General features: G+C 52.2%; 12 protein-coding genes and 1 rRNA gene. All 13 read left to right on the forward strand.

What is annotated here, in order from left to right:
- Positions 1–141 precede the first annotated feature (141 nt).
- A 23S ribosomal RNA gene (locus ACKGJP_RS09805) occupies positions 142–3,060 on the forward strand.
- Between the two features lie 235 nt (positions 3,061–3,295).
- Positions 3,296–4,729, forward strand: a complete 1,434-nt coding sequence (locus tag ACKGJP_RS09810; protein ID WP_409345474.1) for a sensor histidine kinase — start codon at positions 3,296–3,298, stop codon at positions 4,727–4,729.
- A gap of 192 nt (positions 4,730–4,921) precedes the next feature.
- The gene (locus ACKGJP_RS09815) at positions 4,922–5,995 is read left to right on the forward strand and encodes a Gfo/Idh/MocA family protein (protein WP_409345475.1); all 1,074 of its coding nucleotides are present in this window, start codon (positions 4,922–4,924) and stop codon (positions 5,993–5,995) included.
- 177 nt (positions 5,996–6,172) lie between these two features.
- Positions 6,173–8,437: a helix-turn-helix domain-containing protein gene (locus ACKGJP_RS09820; RefSeq protein ID WP_409345476.1), complete on the forward strand. Its 2,265-nt coding sequence runs from the start codon at positions 6,173–6,175 to the stop codon at positions 8,435–8,437.
- Positions 8,438–8,671: 234 nt separating this feature from the next.
- Positions 8,672–9,586: an ABC transporter permease gene (locus ACKGJP_RS09825; RefSeq protein ID WP_409345477.1), complete on the forward strand. Its 915-nt coding sequence runs from the start codon at positions 8,672–8,674 to the stop codon at positions 9,584–9,586.
- A gap of 14 nt (positions 9,587–9,600) precedes the next feature.
- Entirely contained in the window at positions 9,601–10,479 is an 879-nt protein-coding gene (locus ACKGJP_RS09830; protein WP_409345478.1) for a carbohydrate ABC transporter permease, read from the forward strand.
- A gap of 45 nt (positions 10,480–10,524) precedes the next feature.
- Positions 10,525–12,117, forward strand: a complete 1,593-nt coding sequence (locus tag ACKGJP_RS09835) for an extracellular solute-binding protein (RefSeq protein WP_409345479.1) — start codon at positions 10,525–10,527, stop codon at positions 12,115–12,117.
- A 16-nt stretch (positions 12,118–12,133) separates the two neighbouring features.
- Complete coding sequence (locus ACKGJP_RS09840) at positions 12,134–13,426, forward strand: sialidase family protein (RefSeq protein ID WP_409345480.1); 1,293 nt, start codon at positions 12,134–12,136, stop codon at positions 13,424–13,426.
- Between the two features lie 20 nt (positions 13,427–13,446).
- Entirely contained in the window at positions 13,447–14,325 is an 879-nt protein-coding gene (locus tag ACKGJP_RS09845; protein ID WP_409345481.1) for a dihydrodipicolinate synthase family protein, read from the forward strand.
- The gene (locus tag ACKGJP_RS09850) at positions 14,312–15,403 is read left to right on the forward strand and encodes an SGNH/GDSL hydrolase family protein (RefSeq protein WP_409345482.1); all 1,092 of its coding nucleotides are present in this window, start codon (positions 14,312–14,314) and stop codon (positions 15,401–15,403) included. Before ACKGJP_RS09845 ends, ACKGJP_RS09850 begins: the two co-directional genes overlap by 14 nt.
- Positions 15,404–15,450: 47 nt before the next feature.
- The gene (locus ACKGJP_RS09855) at positions 15,451–17,499 is read left to right on the forward strand and encodes a hypothetical protein (RefSeq protein WP_409345483.1); all 2,049 of its coding nucleotides are present in this window, start codon (positions 15,451–15,453) and stop codon (positions 17,497–17,499) included.
- A 203-nt stretch (positions 17,500–17,702) separates the two neighbouring features.
- Positions 17,703–18,185, forward strand: coding sequence for a hypothetical protein (locus tag ACKGJP_RS09860; protein WP_409345484.1), 483 nt, complete (start codon positions 17,703–17,705; stop codon positions 18,183–18,185).
- On the forward strand, positions 18,182–18,871 hold the full coding sequence (locus tag ACKGJP_RS09865; RefSeq protein WP_409345485.1) for an AIM24 family protein: 690 nt from the start codon (positions 18,182–18,184) through the stop codon (positions 18,869–18,871). The genes ACKGJP_RS09860 and ACKGJP_RS09865 overlap by 4 nt, the downstream gene beginning before the upstream one ends.
- Positions 18,872–18,902: the final 31 nt, after the last annotated feature.

The raw sequence follows: 18,902 nt of genomic DNA on the forward strand, positions 1-18,902 counted from the left end.
AATAAGCTGGTTTTACTCGCTCATGTTCAGTTTTGAAGGGTCAATTTATTGGCTTTTCAACAGTTTGTTCCTTGAAAACTAGATAGCGAAGCAATGCAAAACATCCTTAGTTTTTTTGTAGCGATCTCGAGAGAGATCATTGGTTAAGCTACTAAGAGCACACGGAGGATGCCTAGGCGCTAGGAGCCGATGAAGGACGTGGCGAACAACGAAATGCCTCGGGGAGCCGTAAGCAGGCGTCGATCCGGGGATGTCCGAATGGGGGAACCCGCACGTGGTAATGCGCGTGTACCATACAGTGAATACATAGCTGTATCGGAGGCATACCCAGGGAACTGAAACATCTAAGTACCTGGAGGAAAAGAAAACAATAGTGATTCCGTCAGTAGCGGCGAGCGAACGCGGATTAGCCCAAACCAAGGAGCTTGCTCCTTGGGGTTGTGGGACGTCAATGTGGGAAAAGTTCGTTAGGTGAAGCGGTCTGGAAAGGCTCGCCATAGCAGGTAACAGCCCTGTAGCTCAAAACGAACGTATCCCTAGACGGATCCCGAGTAGTGCGGGGCACGTGAAACCCCGTATGAATCCGGCAGGACCATCTGCCAAGGCTAAATACTCCCTAGCGACCGATAGCGAAGCAGTACCGTGAGGGAAAGGTGAAAAGAACCGCGGGAGCGGAGTGAAATAGAACCTGAAACCGTGTGCTTACAAGAAGTCAGAGCCCGTTAATGGGTGATGGCGTGCCTTTTGTAGAATGAACCGGCGAGTTACGTTCACGTGCAAGGTTAAGCTGAAGAGGCGGAGCCGCAGCGAAAGCGAGTCTGAATAGGGCGAATGAGTACGTGGTCGTAGACCCGAAACCGTGTGATCTACCCCTGTCCAGGGTGAAGGTGCGGTAACACGCACTGGAGGCCCGAACCCACGAATGTTGAAAAATTCGGGGATGAGGTGGGGGTAGCGGAGAAATTCCAATCGAACTCGGAGATAGCTGGTTCTCCCCGAAATAGCTTTAGGGCTAGCCTCGGAATGAGAGTAGTGGAGGTAAAGCACTGATTGGGTGCGGGGCCCGCCAAGGGTTACCAAGTCCAGTCAAACTCTGAATGCCACATACTTCTGTCCGGGAGTCAGACAGTGAGTGCTAAGATCCATTGTCAAGAGGGAAACAGCCCAGACCATCAGCTAAGGTCCCCAAGTGTGTGTTAAGTGGGAAAGGATGTGGAGTTGCAAAGACAACCAGGATGTTGGCTTAGAAGCAGCCACCATTTAAAGAGTGCGTAATAGCTCACTGGTCGAGTGACTCTGCGCCGAAAATGTAACGGGGCTAAACACGCCACCGAAGCTATGGCTACAGCAGCAATGTTGTTGGGTAGGGGAGCGTTGTGTATAGGTTGAAGGTCGATCGTAAGGACGGCTGGACAGTACACAAGTGAGAATGCCGGTATGAGTAACGAAAAGACAAGTGAGAATCTTGTCCGCCGAAAGCCTAAGGGTTCCTGAGGAAGGCTCGTCCGCTCAGGGTAAGTCGGGACCTAAGGCGAGGCCGAAAGGCGTAGTCGAAGGACAACAGGTTGATATTCCTGTACCACCGTAGCCGTTTGAACGACGGGGTGACGCAGAAGGGCAAGGACGCAGACGGATGGAAGTGTCTGTCCAAGCAGTGAGGCTGATGTGTAGGCAAATCCGCACATCGAAAGGCTGGGCTGTGATGGGGAGGGAAATTTCGAAAGTACCGAAGGTCTTGTACTCATGCTGCCAAGAAAAGCCTCTAGTGAGGCGAAGGTGCCCGTACCGCAAACCGACACAGGTAGGCGAGCAGAGCATGCTAAGGCGCGCGGAAGAACTCTCGTTAAGGAACTCGGCAAAATGACCCCGTAACTTCGGGAGAAGGGGTGCCTCGGTAGGGTGAATAGCCCGAGGGGGCCGCAGTGAAAAGGCCCAAGCGACTGTTTAGCAAAAACACAGGTCTGTGCGAAGCCGCAAGGCGAAGTATACGGGCTGACGCCTGCCCGGTGCTGGAAGGTTAAGGGGAGCGGTTAGGGGCAACCCGAAGCTGTGAACCGAAGCCCCAGTAAACGGCGGCCGTAACTATAACGGTCCTAAGGTAGCGAAATTCCTTGTCAGGTAAATTCTGACCCGCACGAATGGCGTAACGACTTGGGCGCTGTCTCAACGAGAGATCCGGTGAAATTTTAATACCTGTGAAGATGCAGGTTACCCGCGACAAGACGGAAAGACCCCATGGAGCTTTACTGCAGCTTGATATTGGACTTGGGTACGATCTGTACAGGATAGGTGGGAGCCTTAGAAGCATGAGCGCCAGCTTGTGTGGAGGCGACGTTGGGATACCACCCTGATCGTATCTAGGTTCTAACCTACTCCCGTGATCCGGGAGAGGGACCGTGTCAGGCGGGCAGTTTGACTGGGGCGGTCGCCTCCTAAAGCGTAACGGAGGCGCCCCAAGGTTCCCTCAGAATGGTTGGAAATCATTCGAAGAGTGCAAAGGCATAAGGGAGCTTGACTGCGAGACAGACAAGTCGAGCAGGGACGAAAGTCGGGCTTAGTGATCCGGTGGTACCGAATGGAAGGGCCATCGCTCAACGGATAAAAGCTACCCTGGGGATAACAGGCTTATCTCCCCCAAGAGTCCACATCGACGGGGAGGTTTGGCACCTCGATGTCGGCTCATCGCATCCTGGGGCTGAAGTAGGTCCCAAGGGTTGGGCTGTTCGCCCATTAAAGCGGTACGCGAGCTGGGTTCAGAACGTCGTGAGACAGTTCGGTCCCTATCTGTCGCGGGCGCAGGAAATTTGAGAGGAGCTGTCCTTAGTACGAGAGGACCGGGATGGACGTACCGCTGGTGTACCAGTTGTTCCGCCAGGAGCATCGCTGGGTAGCCAAGTACGGACGGGATAAGCGCTGAAAGCATCTAAGCGTGAAGCCCCCCTCAAGATGAGATTTCCCAGTATGTAAGACCCCTTGAAGACGACGAGGTAGATAGGTTCGAGGTGGAAGTGCAGCAATGCATGCAGCTGACGAATACTAATCGGTCGAGGGCTTATCCAACATCTTTACATCGACAGGTGTAAGGACTACAAAAGGAACAAGGATGAATGCAGAACTTCGCATCTAGTTTTCAGGGAGTAAAGGATGAGAAATCTTTTCGGCAATATAGCCGGGAAGATTTTTTGCGTTTATTTATAGATTTCATCAAATTTCGGTGTGGAAAATATTTACGGAACTTAGCCGGCCTTGATATAATGAGTGTCGGCAATGGTGATTTTAACGTTTAAGCAAGCGGGTGAAATCCATTTTTATCTATATTCTTATGTTCGCTTCCCTTTGGTTAATGGGAGCGATCCTGATCCGGAACGGCAGGACGGCATTTTCCTTTTGCTTCGGCGTCCTGATGCTGGTGGCGGGGTGCAGCAGCTTTGCGTTTTCCATCAACCTGACGATCATTCCGTTTATCGAGAAGTATTATGTTTTGCCTTTATCCGTAAAGCAAACACTGATTTGGATCAGCATAGCGGCCGCTTATGCCTATTGGTACTTTTTGAATGGGGTCGGGCTGGTTTCCTCGATCCTCTTCGGCTCCTGGATTCCGAGAAAGCATTGGCTGCCTGTTTTCTCGCTGCTTGCGCTGCTGCCCGCTCTGCTGCTCGTGATTGACGTTGCAACGGACTCGGCGACAATCCTGAACATATCTTTGATCAGATACGTGGCGGGCATGTACTTACTGGCAACCTGTTTGCTGTATATTCTTCATTCCCGGAGGGAAAAGAACCGGCTCCTCCAACGCAGCCATGTCCGTACGACATTCGTATCGGTTACGGCGCTCCTGTGGGCGTATATGATGGATTTCGCCGGCATGTCGAGGCTTACCTTCTCCACGGACGGCTTTATCGTCGAGAGCAACGGGCTGTGGGAATTCAATTATTTAATTATTTTATGGATCGTGTTGTTCTTTATTTATTTCGGAGGGAAATACGGGATTTGGGGTATCAAGCTCCGCTTCGAACGGCAAAAGTACGACTACTCGATGAAAACGTTGACGCTGGGAACATCGATTTTGAACCATTCGATTAAGAACGAGCTGAGCAAGATCAATTATTTGAACGAGCGGGCGAAGGGGAATATTCGCGAAAATAAGGATGAAGCGGCAATCGAGCAGCTGGACATTATCGACGATGTAGCCAGGCATATGCTTGGCATGATCGAGCGGATCAAGGAAAAGGCGGACGATATCCTGCTAGTGGAGAAGACCCATGAGCTCGCGCCTCTAATCGAGTATACCGTACAAACGCTGAAGCCCGTATTCGATTCGAAACGGATGACGATCAGGCTGAGGAACGAGGCTGACGGTTATTTAATCTGCGATGCCGACCATGTGAAAGAAGTGCTGAACAACTTGTGCCTGAACGCTGCGGATGCGATGGAAGAAGGGCGCGGCGAACTGCTGATCGAGACCAAAACCTTAAAGAAAGCGCTGCTGATCGAAATTAAGGATAACGGTTCCGGCATATCGCCAGAGCATGTAAAGAAAATATTCGATCCTTTTTTTACAACCAAAAAAATGTCGAACCGTTTCGGCTTGGGCCTAAGTTACTGCTATGGCGTCATGCAAAAACACGGCGGCGAGATTCAAATAACGGAAACGGAGCAGGGCAAAGGAACGACGTTCTTGCTGCAATTTCCGGCAAAGAAGTTCAGGAGCATAAAAAAACCGGCTTAATGACTCGTTCCGATCGCGTTTGCGGTCGGTTTTTTATTGGAGAAAATAAGGGTTGAGATTGCTTCCGTCTCGTTGTAAACTAGTAATGTTAAGTTATGTTAACGTGTGCATATATGTGCATTAAGGCGACCAAAGGAAGCAATAATCGATTTTACTACTAGGCTACCATAATGAAAACCGGGGGATGACGATATGCAAAAGCACGACGGAATGAATTATGCGCCGCAAGGGAAGCCGAGGCCGGTCGTAGAGCCGGGTCAATTCACTTTCGCGGCAATGAGCTTGGACCATGGGCATATTTACGGCATGTGCAACGGACTTATCGAGGCGGGAGCCGAGCTCAAATGGGTGTATGATGCGGATCCTGCGAAAGTGGATGCGTTCATTCAGCGTTATCCTAGCGTCAAAGCGGCTTCCTCCGAGGATGAGATTCTGAATGATGAATCGGTGAAGTTGATCGCAGGGGCTGCGGTTCCATCCGAGCGCTGCGCGCTTGGTTTGAAGGCGATGTCGCACGGGAAGGATTATTTCACGGACAAAACGCCGTTTACGACGTTGGAGCAGCTGGAATCGGCCAGGCGCATGACGAAAGAAACAGGCCGTAAATACATGGTTTATTACAGTGAGCGGCTGCATGTGGAAAGCGCCGTTTTTGCCGGACAATTGATCGAGGAAGGCGCGATCGGGCGCGTGGTGCAGGTCATCGGAACAGGTCCTCATAGATTGAGCGCTTCATCGCGGCCGGGCTGGTTTTTCGAAAAGGAGAAATACGGCGGCATTTTGTGCGATATCGGGAGCCACCAGATCGAACAGTTCCTGTTCTTCTCCAAGGCGAAGGACGCCAAAGTGGTGCACAGCAAAGTGGCGAACTACAACAGCAAGGAATACCCCGAGCTGGAGGACTTCGGAGATGCGACGCTGATCGCCGACAATGGCGCGACGAACTATTTCCGCGTCGACTGGCTGACGCCTAACGGGCTCGGCACGTGGGGAGACGGACGGACGATCATCCTCGGTACCGACGGCTATATCGAGCTTCGCAAATATATCGATATTGCGCGGGATAAAGACGGGGATCAGCTGTATTTGGTCAACCATGAAGGCGAGAAGCATTATTCGCTGCGCGGGCAAGTCGGGTTTCCGTTCTTCGGGCAGCTGATCTTGGATTGCTTGAACCGTACGGAAAACGCAATGACGCAGGAGCATGCTTTCAAGGCGGCGGAGCTATGCCTGACGGCACAGCAAATCGCGGTTCGGGTAGAATAGAACGGAATGTTAAAAAGAGCTTTGACCGTCAGACGATGTCTGGCGGTTTTTGGCGTTAGCGTAGACCTAACATCTTATGTACGCTGCTTCTGGAAATTATGTTATAGTAATAAGGGATGAAAACGATTACATATACGGCTGCTCGCTGTCGATAGACAAATAAAGGGGAACGTTGCGATGCTCGGTTTCAAGCTAAACTACAAATTGTTTTACCAGTACATGATCTCCTACATCGTTGTTTTGCTGCTGCCGATCATCATTATCGGCCTTACGGTGTACAGCTATTTCATACAATTATTGCGGGAGGAAGTCATACGCGGAAACTTGAACCTCCTCGCCCAGGTGAAGGATACGATCGATGTCAAAATGAACGAGTTCAGCAATATCGCCTATCATATTGCTTCCAATCCGAATCTTACGCCCTACGCGGCAACCAAAAGTGCATACAGCGAAATGAACGCAATACTCGAGCTTCGCAATTACAGCAGCGCGAACCATTTGATTCACGATATGCTCTTGTATTACCGCGGAGGGGAGAAGCTTTATTCCCCTTACAGCGCTTATGACGCCCGAACCTATACGGATAAAATTTTCCGCTATGAAGCATGGAGGGCCGAGGACTTCTACAAAACGATCGAAACGATAGACAAGCCGCTGCTTAGAAGCGCGGAAACGGTTGCCATGAACAGCCCGGAGCGATTTATAACCTACTTGCTTCCGATCCCTTATCGGGACGTAAAACCTTACGGTACGGCTGTTTTTCTGATCAAAGAAGATGCGTTTCGGGATATGATAAAAAAATCGTTCGGCGACTACGGCGGTAATACGATCATTCTGAACGGGGAAGGAAAACTGATCACATCGCTCGCGAATATCGAAGAGTCGCAACTGAACGAGCTGCTCCTGGCTATGCCGATGGAACGCCAGAACGGCTCGCAAACAGTCCGGTTGTCCCGAAACGACTATATTGTCAGCTATATCAAATCGGAGAGCTTGGGCTGGAGCTACGTCTCACTCGTCGATAAGAATAAGGTTATGAACAGCATCCAGCTCGCCAAACAGAGGACGCTGTTCGGGTTGTTGTTCGTCCTGATCGTGGGCAGCGTCGTGATCTACTATGTCATGTCGCTGAACTACAAGCCGATCAAGCGTTTAAAAACGTTAGCGGACCGTACGATTAAGTTGCCCCAACGGAACGGGAATGAAATTGAGTCGATCCAGTCGGCATTTCGTTACATATCGGACAATAATGATGAATTGGTACGCAAAATCAGCAGCAGCAAGCCCGCGCTCAAGAACTACCTGCTGCTCAATTTGCTGAAGGGCGATTTTCAGGATGTCGAAGAGTTCAACCGGAGGGGGGAAGCGGCGGACTTCCGTCTGACGAAACAGCAATTATGGGTGGCGATCGTTTATTTTTCCAAGAAGGAGCAAGAAAGCGGCATGCACGGGGATTTGATCATTAAGGAAGTGGAAGGGCTGCTTCCGGAGCAAATCGAGGGGTATGGCAAGGAAAACGTCGAAGAGGGGACGCTTACGTTCATTTTCGGCACGGACGAGGACAGCGAACAAGTGATCAAGACGTATTTGCTTCGAGTCCAAGAGCATATGCTGAGCGAGCACGGCCTGCAAGCGACCGTCGGCGTCGGCAGTCCGTATAGGAACGTTGGAGAGATCGGCAAATCGTATATCGAGGCGTGCAGCGCGATCGATTACCGGTTAATCAAGGGCCACGGACAAATCATTTTTTTCAGCGAAATTACGCTCCGATCAGGCACTCGCGACAGCTGGTATCCGAAGAGCGAATGGGAGCGGCTCAAGCTTTACATTGTGCGGGGAAATACGGAGGAAGTGGAGTTTTATCTCAACCAGCTTATCGCGACGATGAAAGGCGAGCAAATTCCATTATATATGGCGAAATGCATGTGCTACGATCTGATCAACGTCATTTTTGCCATCATGTATGAGCTCAATCTCGATTTGAATGACCAGCAGAAATCGTACCCGGACGTTATGACGCTGACGGAATTCGAGACGGTCGATGAGCTCGCAGAGCTGGTTCGTACGATCAGTATCGATATATGCAGCATGATCCGGGATCGCAAGGAAAGCGGAAACGCCCAGCTGCAGGATCGAATGATCGCCTACATTCACGAGCATTACGGATCTTACCATTTTTCGGTGCAAATGATGGCCGATGATTTTCAAATGTCCGCTTCTTACTTGAGCCGGTATTTCAAAGACCAAGCCGGTCAAACGCTCACCCATTACGTCAATTCGGTGCGGATGGATAAGGCGAAGCGGCTGCTGCGGGAAGGAAATGAAAACCTGAACGAGATCGTCACGCAAATCGGATACGGCAGCGTCCCCGGATTTATCCGCAAGTTTAAGGAAACGGAAGGGCTCACACCGGGCGAATATCGGTCGCTGCACCGCCAATAAGCACCTTGTAGCCTAGAATGTAATGATCTGCAAAGGAGTGCGGAAACCGTCAATCGGTTACAGTGAGGCCTAGAAAGGCGGAAGGAGTCGCCCAATCGTTTGATGTAAAGCCCTGCTAAGCGTGCAAAACCAATCAATTCCCGAATGTAATCGTTCGTCAACCCGGAACGGAAATTGTAAATTTACAGTTTCCGTTTTGTTTTGTTATGGTGCTTGCAAAAGGGGGTGAACACGATGCACTCGGGCAGAACGGTTTTCCGAAAGATGGTAAGCAATTATCAACTATACTTATTGTTTCTGCCGACCTTCGTTTATTTTATAGTGTTCCACTACATGCCTATGTACGGGATACAAATTGCTTTTAAAGAATTTATCGCGACGAAGGGAATTTTCGGCAGTCCATGGGTAGGCTTCGAGCATTTCGAAAGGTTCTTTAACTCGTACCAATTTTGGACGGTCATCAACAATACGATCGGGTTAAGCGTATACGGATTGGTCGTTTCGTTCCCGCTTCCGATCTTGCTCGCGCTGCTGTTAAACCAGCTTGTGAGTCAACGCTTCAAAAGATTCGTCCAGACCGTTACGTATGCGCCGCATTTCATTTCTACGGTTGTACTGGTTGGCATGCTTGCCGTTTTTTTGTCGCCCCGCAGCGGTCTGGTCAACCAGATCATTACGTTTTTCGGGGGAGAACCGGTTTTCTTTTTGGCGATGCCGGAATGGTTCAAGTCGTTGTATGTGCTATCGGGCGTCTGGCAGGGGGCAGGCTGGGGAGCAATCATTTATTTGGCGGCATTGGCCGGCGTCGATCCCGGTTTGCATGAAGCGGCCATTATGGACGGGGCGAGCAAGCTGCAGCGGATCCGATACATCGACATTCCGTCGATTATGCCAACGGCGATTATCGTCCTTATTCTCAATCTGGGAAGCATCATGACCGTAGGCTTCGAGAAGACGTTTCTGATGCAAAATTCACTTAACATCGACTCATCCGAAATTATTTCCACCTATGTGTACAAAACGGGACTTCTCGGCACGCAGTACAGCTTCTCAGCCGCAGTAGGCTTGTTCGACTCGGTGGTCAACTTCGTTCTGCTCGTCCTCGTCAACCGGGGAGCCAGGAAACTGACGGAAACAAGCTTGTGGTAGAAAGGAGCGCTCGCGTGGATTTACGTACGAAGTCTGACAAAATTTTCGATGGCTTGAACATTACTTTTTTAACAATTGCGATGCTCGCTGTCTTGTATCCGCTTTATTTTGTAGCCATCGCTTCCGTCAGCGATCCGAACGCCATTAATGGAGGGAGAGTCTGGTTCTTTCCCGAGCAATTCACCTTGGAAGGGTACCGGAATATTGTCAAAACCGATGCGATTTGGATCGGATACCGGAATACGCTGCTGTACATGACGGTCGGGACATTGATTAACGTAGCGATGACGCTGACAGGCGCTTATCCCTTGTCGCGTAAGGATTTTTACGGACGAAACGCGTTCATGATCATGATCACATTCACGATGTTTTTCAGCGGCGGCTTGATTCCGACTTATCTGCTTATCAAAAAATTGCATCTGATCCATACGATGTGGGCGCTCATCTTGCCCGGTGCAATCAGCGTGTGGAATTTGATCGTCACTCGCACGTTTTTCCAGCATATGATTCCCGGCGAGCTCCGCGATGCGGCGGCGATCGACGGATGCTCCGATTTCGGCTTTTTCGTTCGGATCGTGCTGCCCTTGTCCAGAGCGATTACGGCAGTTATGGTGTTGTTTTACGGGGTTAGTCACTGGAACGCGTTCTTCGGTGCGCTCATTTATTTGAATGATGAGCGGATGTATCCGCTGCAGCTCATTTTACGGAACATTTTGCTCCAGAACGAAGTGCAGGAGACGCTCAACCTCGGACAAGGCGGAGAAGCGCGCAACATGGCGGAGACGATCAAATACGGGGTCATCATCGTTGCAAGTCTACCCGTTCTCGTCTTATACCCGTTCGTACAAAAATATTTCGCCAAAGGCGTCATGATCGGTTCGTTAAAGGGCTGACCGAAATTGCTATATTCATTCGAACATAAAGGGGATGCATCAACAATGAAAAAAAGTTTGCTCGTTACGACGATCGTTGCCGTTGCAGCGGTCACAGGCTGCAGCCAGAGTCCTAAAACGGAGCCGGCCAGCACCGGCAGTACGCCGGAAACTTTCCGTAAGACAGGACTGCCGATCGTCGAAAAACAGGTTAGCTTGCGCATTCCGGTCGTCAAAGCGGACTACCATAAAAACTGGGATGAGATGGCCACCATTCGCGATCTGGAGGACAAAACGAACGTCAACATCAACTGGGAGCAGATACCCGCGGCCAGCTTTCAGGAAAAGAAAAATTTGATGTTTACCAGCGGGGACATTCCGGATGCATTTTTTAATGGATTGAATTCGCAGGATGTCGTCAAATACGGCTCCCAAGGCGTGCTCATTCCTTTAGAAGGGCTGATCGAGAAATACGCCCCGAACATCAAAAAAATATTGGACGAAAACCCCCAGGTGCGAAGATTGGCAACCGCGCCGGACGGTCATATTTACTCGATCCCGTGGTTCGAGGACAAATCATTTTTTGAATTCCGCAACGCGTTCCTGATTAATAAAAAGTGGCTCGACAAGCTGCAGTTGAAGGTTCCGACGACGACGGAGGAGCTTTACCAGGTATTGAAAGCGTTTAAGGAGAAAGATCCGAACGGCAATGGCAAAGCGGACGAAATTCCAGCAACGTTCCGTCACGGCGCTTCCACGAACGGCTATTACGAATTGTTCGGCGCTTTCGGCGTCGTCGATGCTTTAACGATGTTCTCCGTCGACAACAAGAAGGTCGTATTCGATCCGATGCAGGCAGGCTACAAGGAAGGCATCAAATTTATCAACAAGCTTTACAGTGAAGGGCTTTTCGACAAAGAAACGTTCACCCAGGACGCCAAGCAGATGTTGTCGAAGACGCAAAGCAACCCTCAGTTAGTCGGGCTCGTCGCCTCGTTCAACGGCGTTTATGAGTTCGGTAACGAAGGCGTGAAGGATTACGTAGCGATTCCCGCATTGAAAGGGCCGAATGGCGATCAGCTATGGCGCAGACAGGACAATCGGATTATACAGAACTTCTTCTCCATTACATCGGCCAACAAAAATCCGGAAGTAACGATGCGACTCGTCGATACGATGAACGATCCCAAATCCGTCCTGCAGTTCCAACGCGGTCCGATCGGCACGCATTTGAAGGAGCGTTCGGACGGGATGTTCGAGGTTATCGACGCACCGAAAGGAACGGATACGAGCAGTTGGATCGGCAGCGTATCGCCTTCGACGGCACTCCCGCTAATGATTTCGAAAGATTGGGTAAATAAGCTCGTTAAAAATGAGAGCGATCAGCTGCGGCAAAACTTTTACGAGATTTATAAGCCGAACATCGTCAAAGAGGACCGTGCTTACCCGAACCTTTATTTGACTGCGGAGCAAAACAACCGGATGAGCGTGCTTAATACCGATATCAGTACGTACATTCGAAAAATGGAAGCGAAATGGATAATCGACGGCAATGTCGAGAAAGAGTGGGACGGCTTCACGCAAGAGCTGAAGAAAATGGGTATCGAGGAAATGATTAAAATCAAGCAGGCTGCTTATGATGCGTTTATCAAAAACTGAACGGGAGGAGAAAGAGTTGAACGAGGCTATGAAAAGCAGCGGGGGCGATGCGGGCGGAAACCGCATCCGCCCCTTGGCAGACGAATACGTCGTTCTGTTCGAATCTCCCGATCCGCAATCGGTCTATGGTTACAGTCCGGGGATCGTCGTTCTGCCTGACGGGCGGTTGATCGCGACCATGGATCTCGGAGGTAAAGGGGTCAAGGAGCTGGAAGGTCCTAAGGGCTCTAGGCGCGGCTACATCACGCAGGGCAAAATATTCCTCTCCGACGATAAGGGACGGACGTGGCGGCATGTGCACGATTTTCCGTTCATGCACGCGAGACCGTTCGTCGCGGGAGGCTCCTTGTACGTCATCGGACAGTGCGAAAACATCCTGATCATGCGCTCCGACGATAAGGGAGAGTCTTGGACGGAGCCGGTTCGTTTGACGGATTCCGGCGACTGGCATCAAGCTCCGTGCAATGTGCATGAGGCGAACGGAAACGTCTACCTGGTTATGGAAAACATTCGGGAGCACGAATTGACGAACTGGCCCGTCAGTCAAATCGAACCGATCCTGATGCGCGCAAAGACCGATGCAGATATGACGCTTGCGGAAAGCTGGACGTTCGCGAGCGGCTTGGTCGCCGAGGAAGCGATACCGTCCGGCCGCCTCGACTATTTCGGCGTCCCCTTTTTCACCGAGCAGCGCACGGCGAAGCCGAATCAAGTGAACAGCGCCTTGGTCGGCTGGCTGGAAACGAATGTTGTGCAGTTTACCGATCCGGACCATTATTGGCACGATCCTTCAGGCCGGACGTTTCATCTCTGGATGCGGGCGCATACGGGCGGTACGGGATATGCCGCAATTGCCAAGGTGGTCGAACACGAGGACGGACGCATGGAGACGATGCTCGAACGAACGCCCTCGGGCAAAACGGCCGCATTTTTGCCGTGCCCCGGCGGACAAATGAAATTTCATATTTTGTACGATGCAATCACGAACATGTACTGGCTGCTAAGCTCGCAAGCTACGGACAGCATGACGAGGGTGGACCGCCTGCCGGCAGAACGGTTTGATTTGCCGAACAACGAACGGCACCGCTTGCAGCTGCATTTTTCGAAAAACTGCGTCGACTGGTGTTTTGCGGGCTTGGTGACGGCAGGCGATTCGCCAAGGCAATCACGGCATTATGCCAGCATGGCTATAGACGGCGACGATCTCTGCGTGCTGAGCCGTTCTGGAGATGCGAGGGCCAAGGACGCGCATAACGGCAATCTGATTACGTTTCACCGGGTTGCGGGATTCCGGGATTTGATTTACTAGCGTTAAAGGAGGACAAACCATTGAATAGTACCGACTATCAAAAGTTTACCGGCGTGTTTTCGCTGCTGCTTACGCCATTCCGTTCCAACAAGGAAATCGATTGGGACGTGTACGAGCAATATGTGAACTGGCAGCTGTCGTTTCAACCGGCCGGACTGTTCGCCGTTTGCGGCAGCAGCGAAATGAAATGGCTGACGCTCGAGGAGCGTCTGGAATTGGCACGCAGGGCGGTCAACCTCGCAGGGAGTACTCCCGTAGTGGCTACGGCAAACCTGGAGCCGAACCCGGACGATCATCCGGATGAGCTGCGAAGGATGATTGAAACAGGCGTGTCCGGCGTCGTTCTCGTGCCGCCGAACGGCATGGGAGAGGATCAGCATCGGCTGCATGCATACATGGCGAATATGGCGGATCTAGCCGGGGTCCCGGTCATTTTGTACGAGTGGCCGCTCGTTCATCCTTACCGTGTCGAGCCCGAGATTTACAAACAGCTCGTGTCATCGCACGGGGTACTCGGACTGAAGGATACGACATGCACGCTTGAAGGCATCAGCCAAAAAGTGAAAGCCGCGCCGGATTCCATCGTGTACCAGGCGAATACGCCATACTTGCTGGAGTCGGTTTCGCTAGGCATTAAGGGCGTTATGGCGATCGTTTCGGCGGCTTCAGGCAAAACGGTCATTGATTTTTGGAATGCGGCTATGCGCAAAGAGCCGGAAGCAAGTGCGCTGCATAACAAGCTTGTTTATCTCGACGCCCTGCTCCGGTTCTCGTATCCGGCGTCCGCCAAATATTTGGCTTCGCTGCAAGGGATTCCAATAGAAACGTATTGCCGGGCGGATAGCGTGTTGACTGAAGAAGCAAGGAAAGCGATGGAAGTCTGGCATGGACATTCATAAGCTGGACCGCTTTATGAGAACGGACGGAAGAAGCGGGGAAGGTGCCATTGTATGGCACTCTCCGCTCCAGCCGCCGTTCCGGATATCAGGCTTCGCTTGGCTGCGCGACGGGGGCGGTTTTCGCAGACTGCCGCATCTGCCGGAAGGGGCGGTCCGGGAGCCTGTCGATAAGTTGGCGGATTGCACGGCGGGCGGCCAAATTTGTTTCCGGACCGACTCGCGGCGAGTCGAATTACGAGTCGCCCTCAAGGCTCCCGCGCTCATGTACCATATGCCGGCTACGGGCCAGTGCGGTTTCGACGCCTATGTCGGCGAGCCCGGCTTCAAAGTATACGGCGGGACGGTCAAGTTTGATCCGCGGTTAAAGGAATACGAGAGCACGGTGCTGGAGTTTGATCCGGGCGAGTCGCGGATGCGGACGATTACGCTCAATTTCCCGCTATATCAAGGTGTGGACGATATTAGCATCGGCTTGGAAGCAGAAGCGCAGGTGCTGCCGCCGCCGCCGTACGACAGCGGGAAACGGGTCGTTCTGTACGGTACTTCGATTATGCAAGGGGCCAGCGCTTCGCGGCCGGGGATGGCGTATCCGAACATTTTGAGCCGGAGCATCAACCTTGAATTTATCAATCTGGGCTTCTCCGGGAACGGGCGCGGCGAACCGGAGCTCGCGGAATGGGCCGGCCGGGTCGAAAATCCTGCTTGCCTTCTGCTTGATTATGAAGCCAACTGTTTAAGTACCGCCTATTACAGGCAGACATTGCCTAATTTTATCCGAATTTACCGAAGCCGTCACCCCGAGGTGCCGATCGTGCTGCTGTCCAAAATCGCGATCCGTTTCGAGTTTCTGAAACGTGCCGAACAGGCGGACCGGGCAGAGAGACTTCATTTTCAACAGGAGCTGGTCGCAAGCTTACGGAGCCAAGGGGAGCGCAATTTGACGTTCGTGGACGGTACGAGTCTGATCGGCGAGAATGACCACGAATGTACGGTGGATGGCGTGCATCCGAACGATCTCGGATTTAAAACGATGGCGGATCGGCTGCTGCCGGTGCTGAAGACTGTTTTGCAGTCATAGTCGTTTGGACGAATGGACTATCAAATCACATTGCGGAGGGGATCGGGATGTCTGGAAACAGGATAAGCCGTAGAGCTTTGCTCGCATCGATGGGAATGGCTGGGGCAGCCGTTTTGACGGAAAGCGTATGGAAGGGCGGTTTACCGGGAACGGCGGAAGCCAAAGGCGGAACGGTGACCGAGTCCGTCTACGGGCTCGATAAGGTAAAGGTGAAAGACCTGAAAGATATGGATTTCGTCATCGCGGTAACGATCGCCGAGTTGAGAGCGGAAACGGATCCGAACCCCGATTATGTTTACTATGTGATTGATACCTTGCAGGAAGGCATGTTCGGCTACGACCCGTCGGATACGACAACGCCTGACAATACGGGGACGGTCGTTGCGGCTGCCGCAGGCGGGCGATTCAAGCGTATGTTTGACGGCGCTTTACAGGTCAAGTGGTTCGGGGCAAAAGGAGACGGGGAAACGGACGATACGCTGTCTGTCCGTGCGGCGATGCAGGCTGCGAGAGGAAAGGAAGTTCGTTTTGCCGCAGGTGTCTATAAGTTGACCGATACGATCACGATTCCGCGAAATACGTTCGTGAGAGGAGCGGGCTGTTCCTCGTGGTTTCCGTTCGGCCAGCTGCGCAATAACGTTCCGAACAGCATTTTGGATATGGAGAACGGTACGATCCTGAAGTTCGTTGGAAACGCTTCCGTTACGTTCTCCACGAACCGGTCCGACTTCCAAAACTTCACCTGCGCGGTAAAGCTTGAGCCGGATGCGGACGGGGTGCAGCTGTCCGATCTCAAAATATTGTCGTCGTTCCGAATTCGGGATGAGAACGGGAACATTACGACTTCCGATACGGATCAGCATGCCATGTTCGATGTGGGGCTCTGGATCGACAATGCGGATCATGTCAAGCTAAACGGAATCGGCGTCGTAGGCTACTGGCAGAAAGCCGGACTTCTCTTGGACGCTTCGGGGCGCCTCGGGGCTACGCAGGAATTCGGCGCGATCGAGTATTGCGTGGTCAATAATTGTATTTTTCAGGGGAAAATCGGGATGGCGGCGCTTGGCGGCGACGAAGGGGTACCGCCTGACGAAACCGGATTCCTCAAGCCGGCCGGGGATGATTTGACAGAGGGTGCGTTCGGCCTGTCCCATTTGTTCGTGTCCGAATGCTTTTTTTCCGGAACCGACCATCATTCGAACGTGTTCGCCGCCGGCTGGCAAAGCCGGATCGCCCCCGACAGCACGCCGCTCAAAATCGACGGCTTTATCGGCAGCGGCGTTCCTTACCGTATCAATCATCCGCGTTTCGTCAACTGTTCGATTCAAACGCGTGAAAGCGCATCGATCGTGCTGGACCGGGTTATCCGTCCCGCATTTATCAATTGCCGGGCGGAAAGCGGTCCGATCCGTGCTTCCAAACATACCGTGCTGCCGCGGCTCATCAACTGCGAGTTCCCTTATAATCGTACGAATGCGATCTATCAGGAAATCGAGCACTGTCAAGGCGCGCTCATTACGCCTTCTTTCCGCAGACTGGCCCACATACACTTGAAGGAGTATCAATTTCAGATTGAGCTCCGCAACAACAATGGGGTTATCGAGCACCGTTTGACCAAGCCTTTTACCATAAGCGCCGGCGCCAAAAGCAAAGATGTCGAAGCCTTGTTCCGTTATGCGATCAAGGAAGCAGGCTGGGATTACCAAGTATGGACGCCGACGCCCGTTCCGGGGAGCACGATGAATGACGACTACAGCAAGGGCCTATTTCTCGGTGAAAAAGCGTTCCAAGCGAAGTATAGTCTTGTCACCAGCGTGACCTTCGATAACCATGCCGATTATCAGGAGGCGGAGCTTGTCGTCGTTCAGTCGCGGGCCGCGGATACAGGTTTGTGGGCAAGAGCTGCGGCTTACTCGGCTCCTACGGTTCCTTATAAAATGGCGACGTACAATACCGTATTGAAAATCGAGCTGCGGAACGGCAGCGGTCCGGCGACGGCACTAACGACGAACCTCCCTATGGAAGCGCAGGGAGCGGCAAGCTTGATCCTTCGGGTTAGGGGCCTGTTTTATGAGCAGGCATACGGGCTGGGCTGACCGACAGGAAATACGCCCAAGCGTATCGTTCTTTTTAATAGAAACTTCGCCGTCAGACCATGTCTGGCGGTTTTTTGGCGTCCGAATGGAAAGCTATGCAACCAAAGGCATGTCTCGTCCGTTTTATGATATAGTTAGAGATAATCGAAATTTGTCAAAAGGCGCTGTCGAGCGTGCGTGCCGAAAGGCGGGGGAGGAAAAAGATGAGCAATTATCGTTTCGTTTGGCCTTTATTTGCCTTTCTGTTTTTCTTTTTCCTGTTGGAGCGTCCGGCGGAGGCCAGCGTGATCGATCGTATTAAGGATATATACTCGGCTCCCGAGAAGGTGGACGAGCTGCGCAAGCAGTACGAGGACACGATAAAATCGCTTGAACAGCAGCAGCAGAAGCTGCAGGAGGCGCAAGCTTCGATGGAGAAATACGCGGCCGAGCAGAGGCAGCTGATGGAGGAAAATAACCGGTTCCGCCAGCAGAAGGACGAGCTCCAAGCCCAGAACGCGCAATTGACGCAGCGATTGGAGCAGCTCGAGCAGGATAAGGCGGATAAAAAAAGCCTGTACCGCAGGTGGATGTCGCTGATTATTACAGCCGTCCTGCTTGCCGCGGGCTACGTCCTGTCGATCCGCGTCTGGCGCTACGCGGTGTGGCGCAGGCAGAGGCATTCGCGCGGAGGCGTCATCAAATGAATATCACGACACCTCCCAATGTGGGACATATCCATATTACGCTTGGAGACGAGGATGCCTTGCAGCTGCTCCATCCCAAGGCGCTGCTCGCGTATCAAGGATTTCCGCAAAACCGCGAAGACAAGATCATGGACCTGGCTGGCATGTACCGTAAAAAGAAGCTGGTTCGTTCGCGCATCATGGGACCCGCCGAGCTGATCATCGGGTTGCCGCCGGGCTGCTTGCTAGAAACGATCGAGATCCCCGAGGAAAGCGATTTGCTGTTCGATTTCCGACACGTGCTATTTTATTCGGACGGTTTATCGATGAAAAGCAAGGTGCAAACGATCAAAAACGTCTGGATTACGCGGGAATGGGTGCGCATGAAGTTTAAGGGTCCGGGTCAATTGGGGCTGCTGTCTTCCGGAGCTCTTGCAACGCTGCAGTTGGATCCCGAGCGGCCGTTATTCGTGGAGGCGGGGTCGCTCGTCGCCTATCCGGAGAATGCGGCGATCAAGCTGTCCGTTTACGGCAATCAGCTGGCCAGCCAGCATATGAACGTACAGTGGGAAATAACGGGCAGAGGACCGGTATTGATGCAAACCGGATTCCGCGATCCGCAGCTCGACGAGCAAATCCATAAGGACGGCATCGTTCGCAGGGCGCTTCGCGAGCTGCTGCCGTTCGGAGGCGTATATATCCGGTAAGAAGAAGCGCGGGCAACCTGAAGCGCAGCCC

This window comes from Paenibacillus litoralis, from assembly GCF_046244365.1.
GTDB lineage: Bacteria > Bacillota > Bacilli > Paenibacillales > NBRC-103111 > Paenibacillus_V.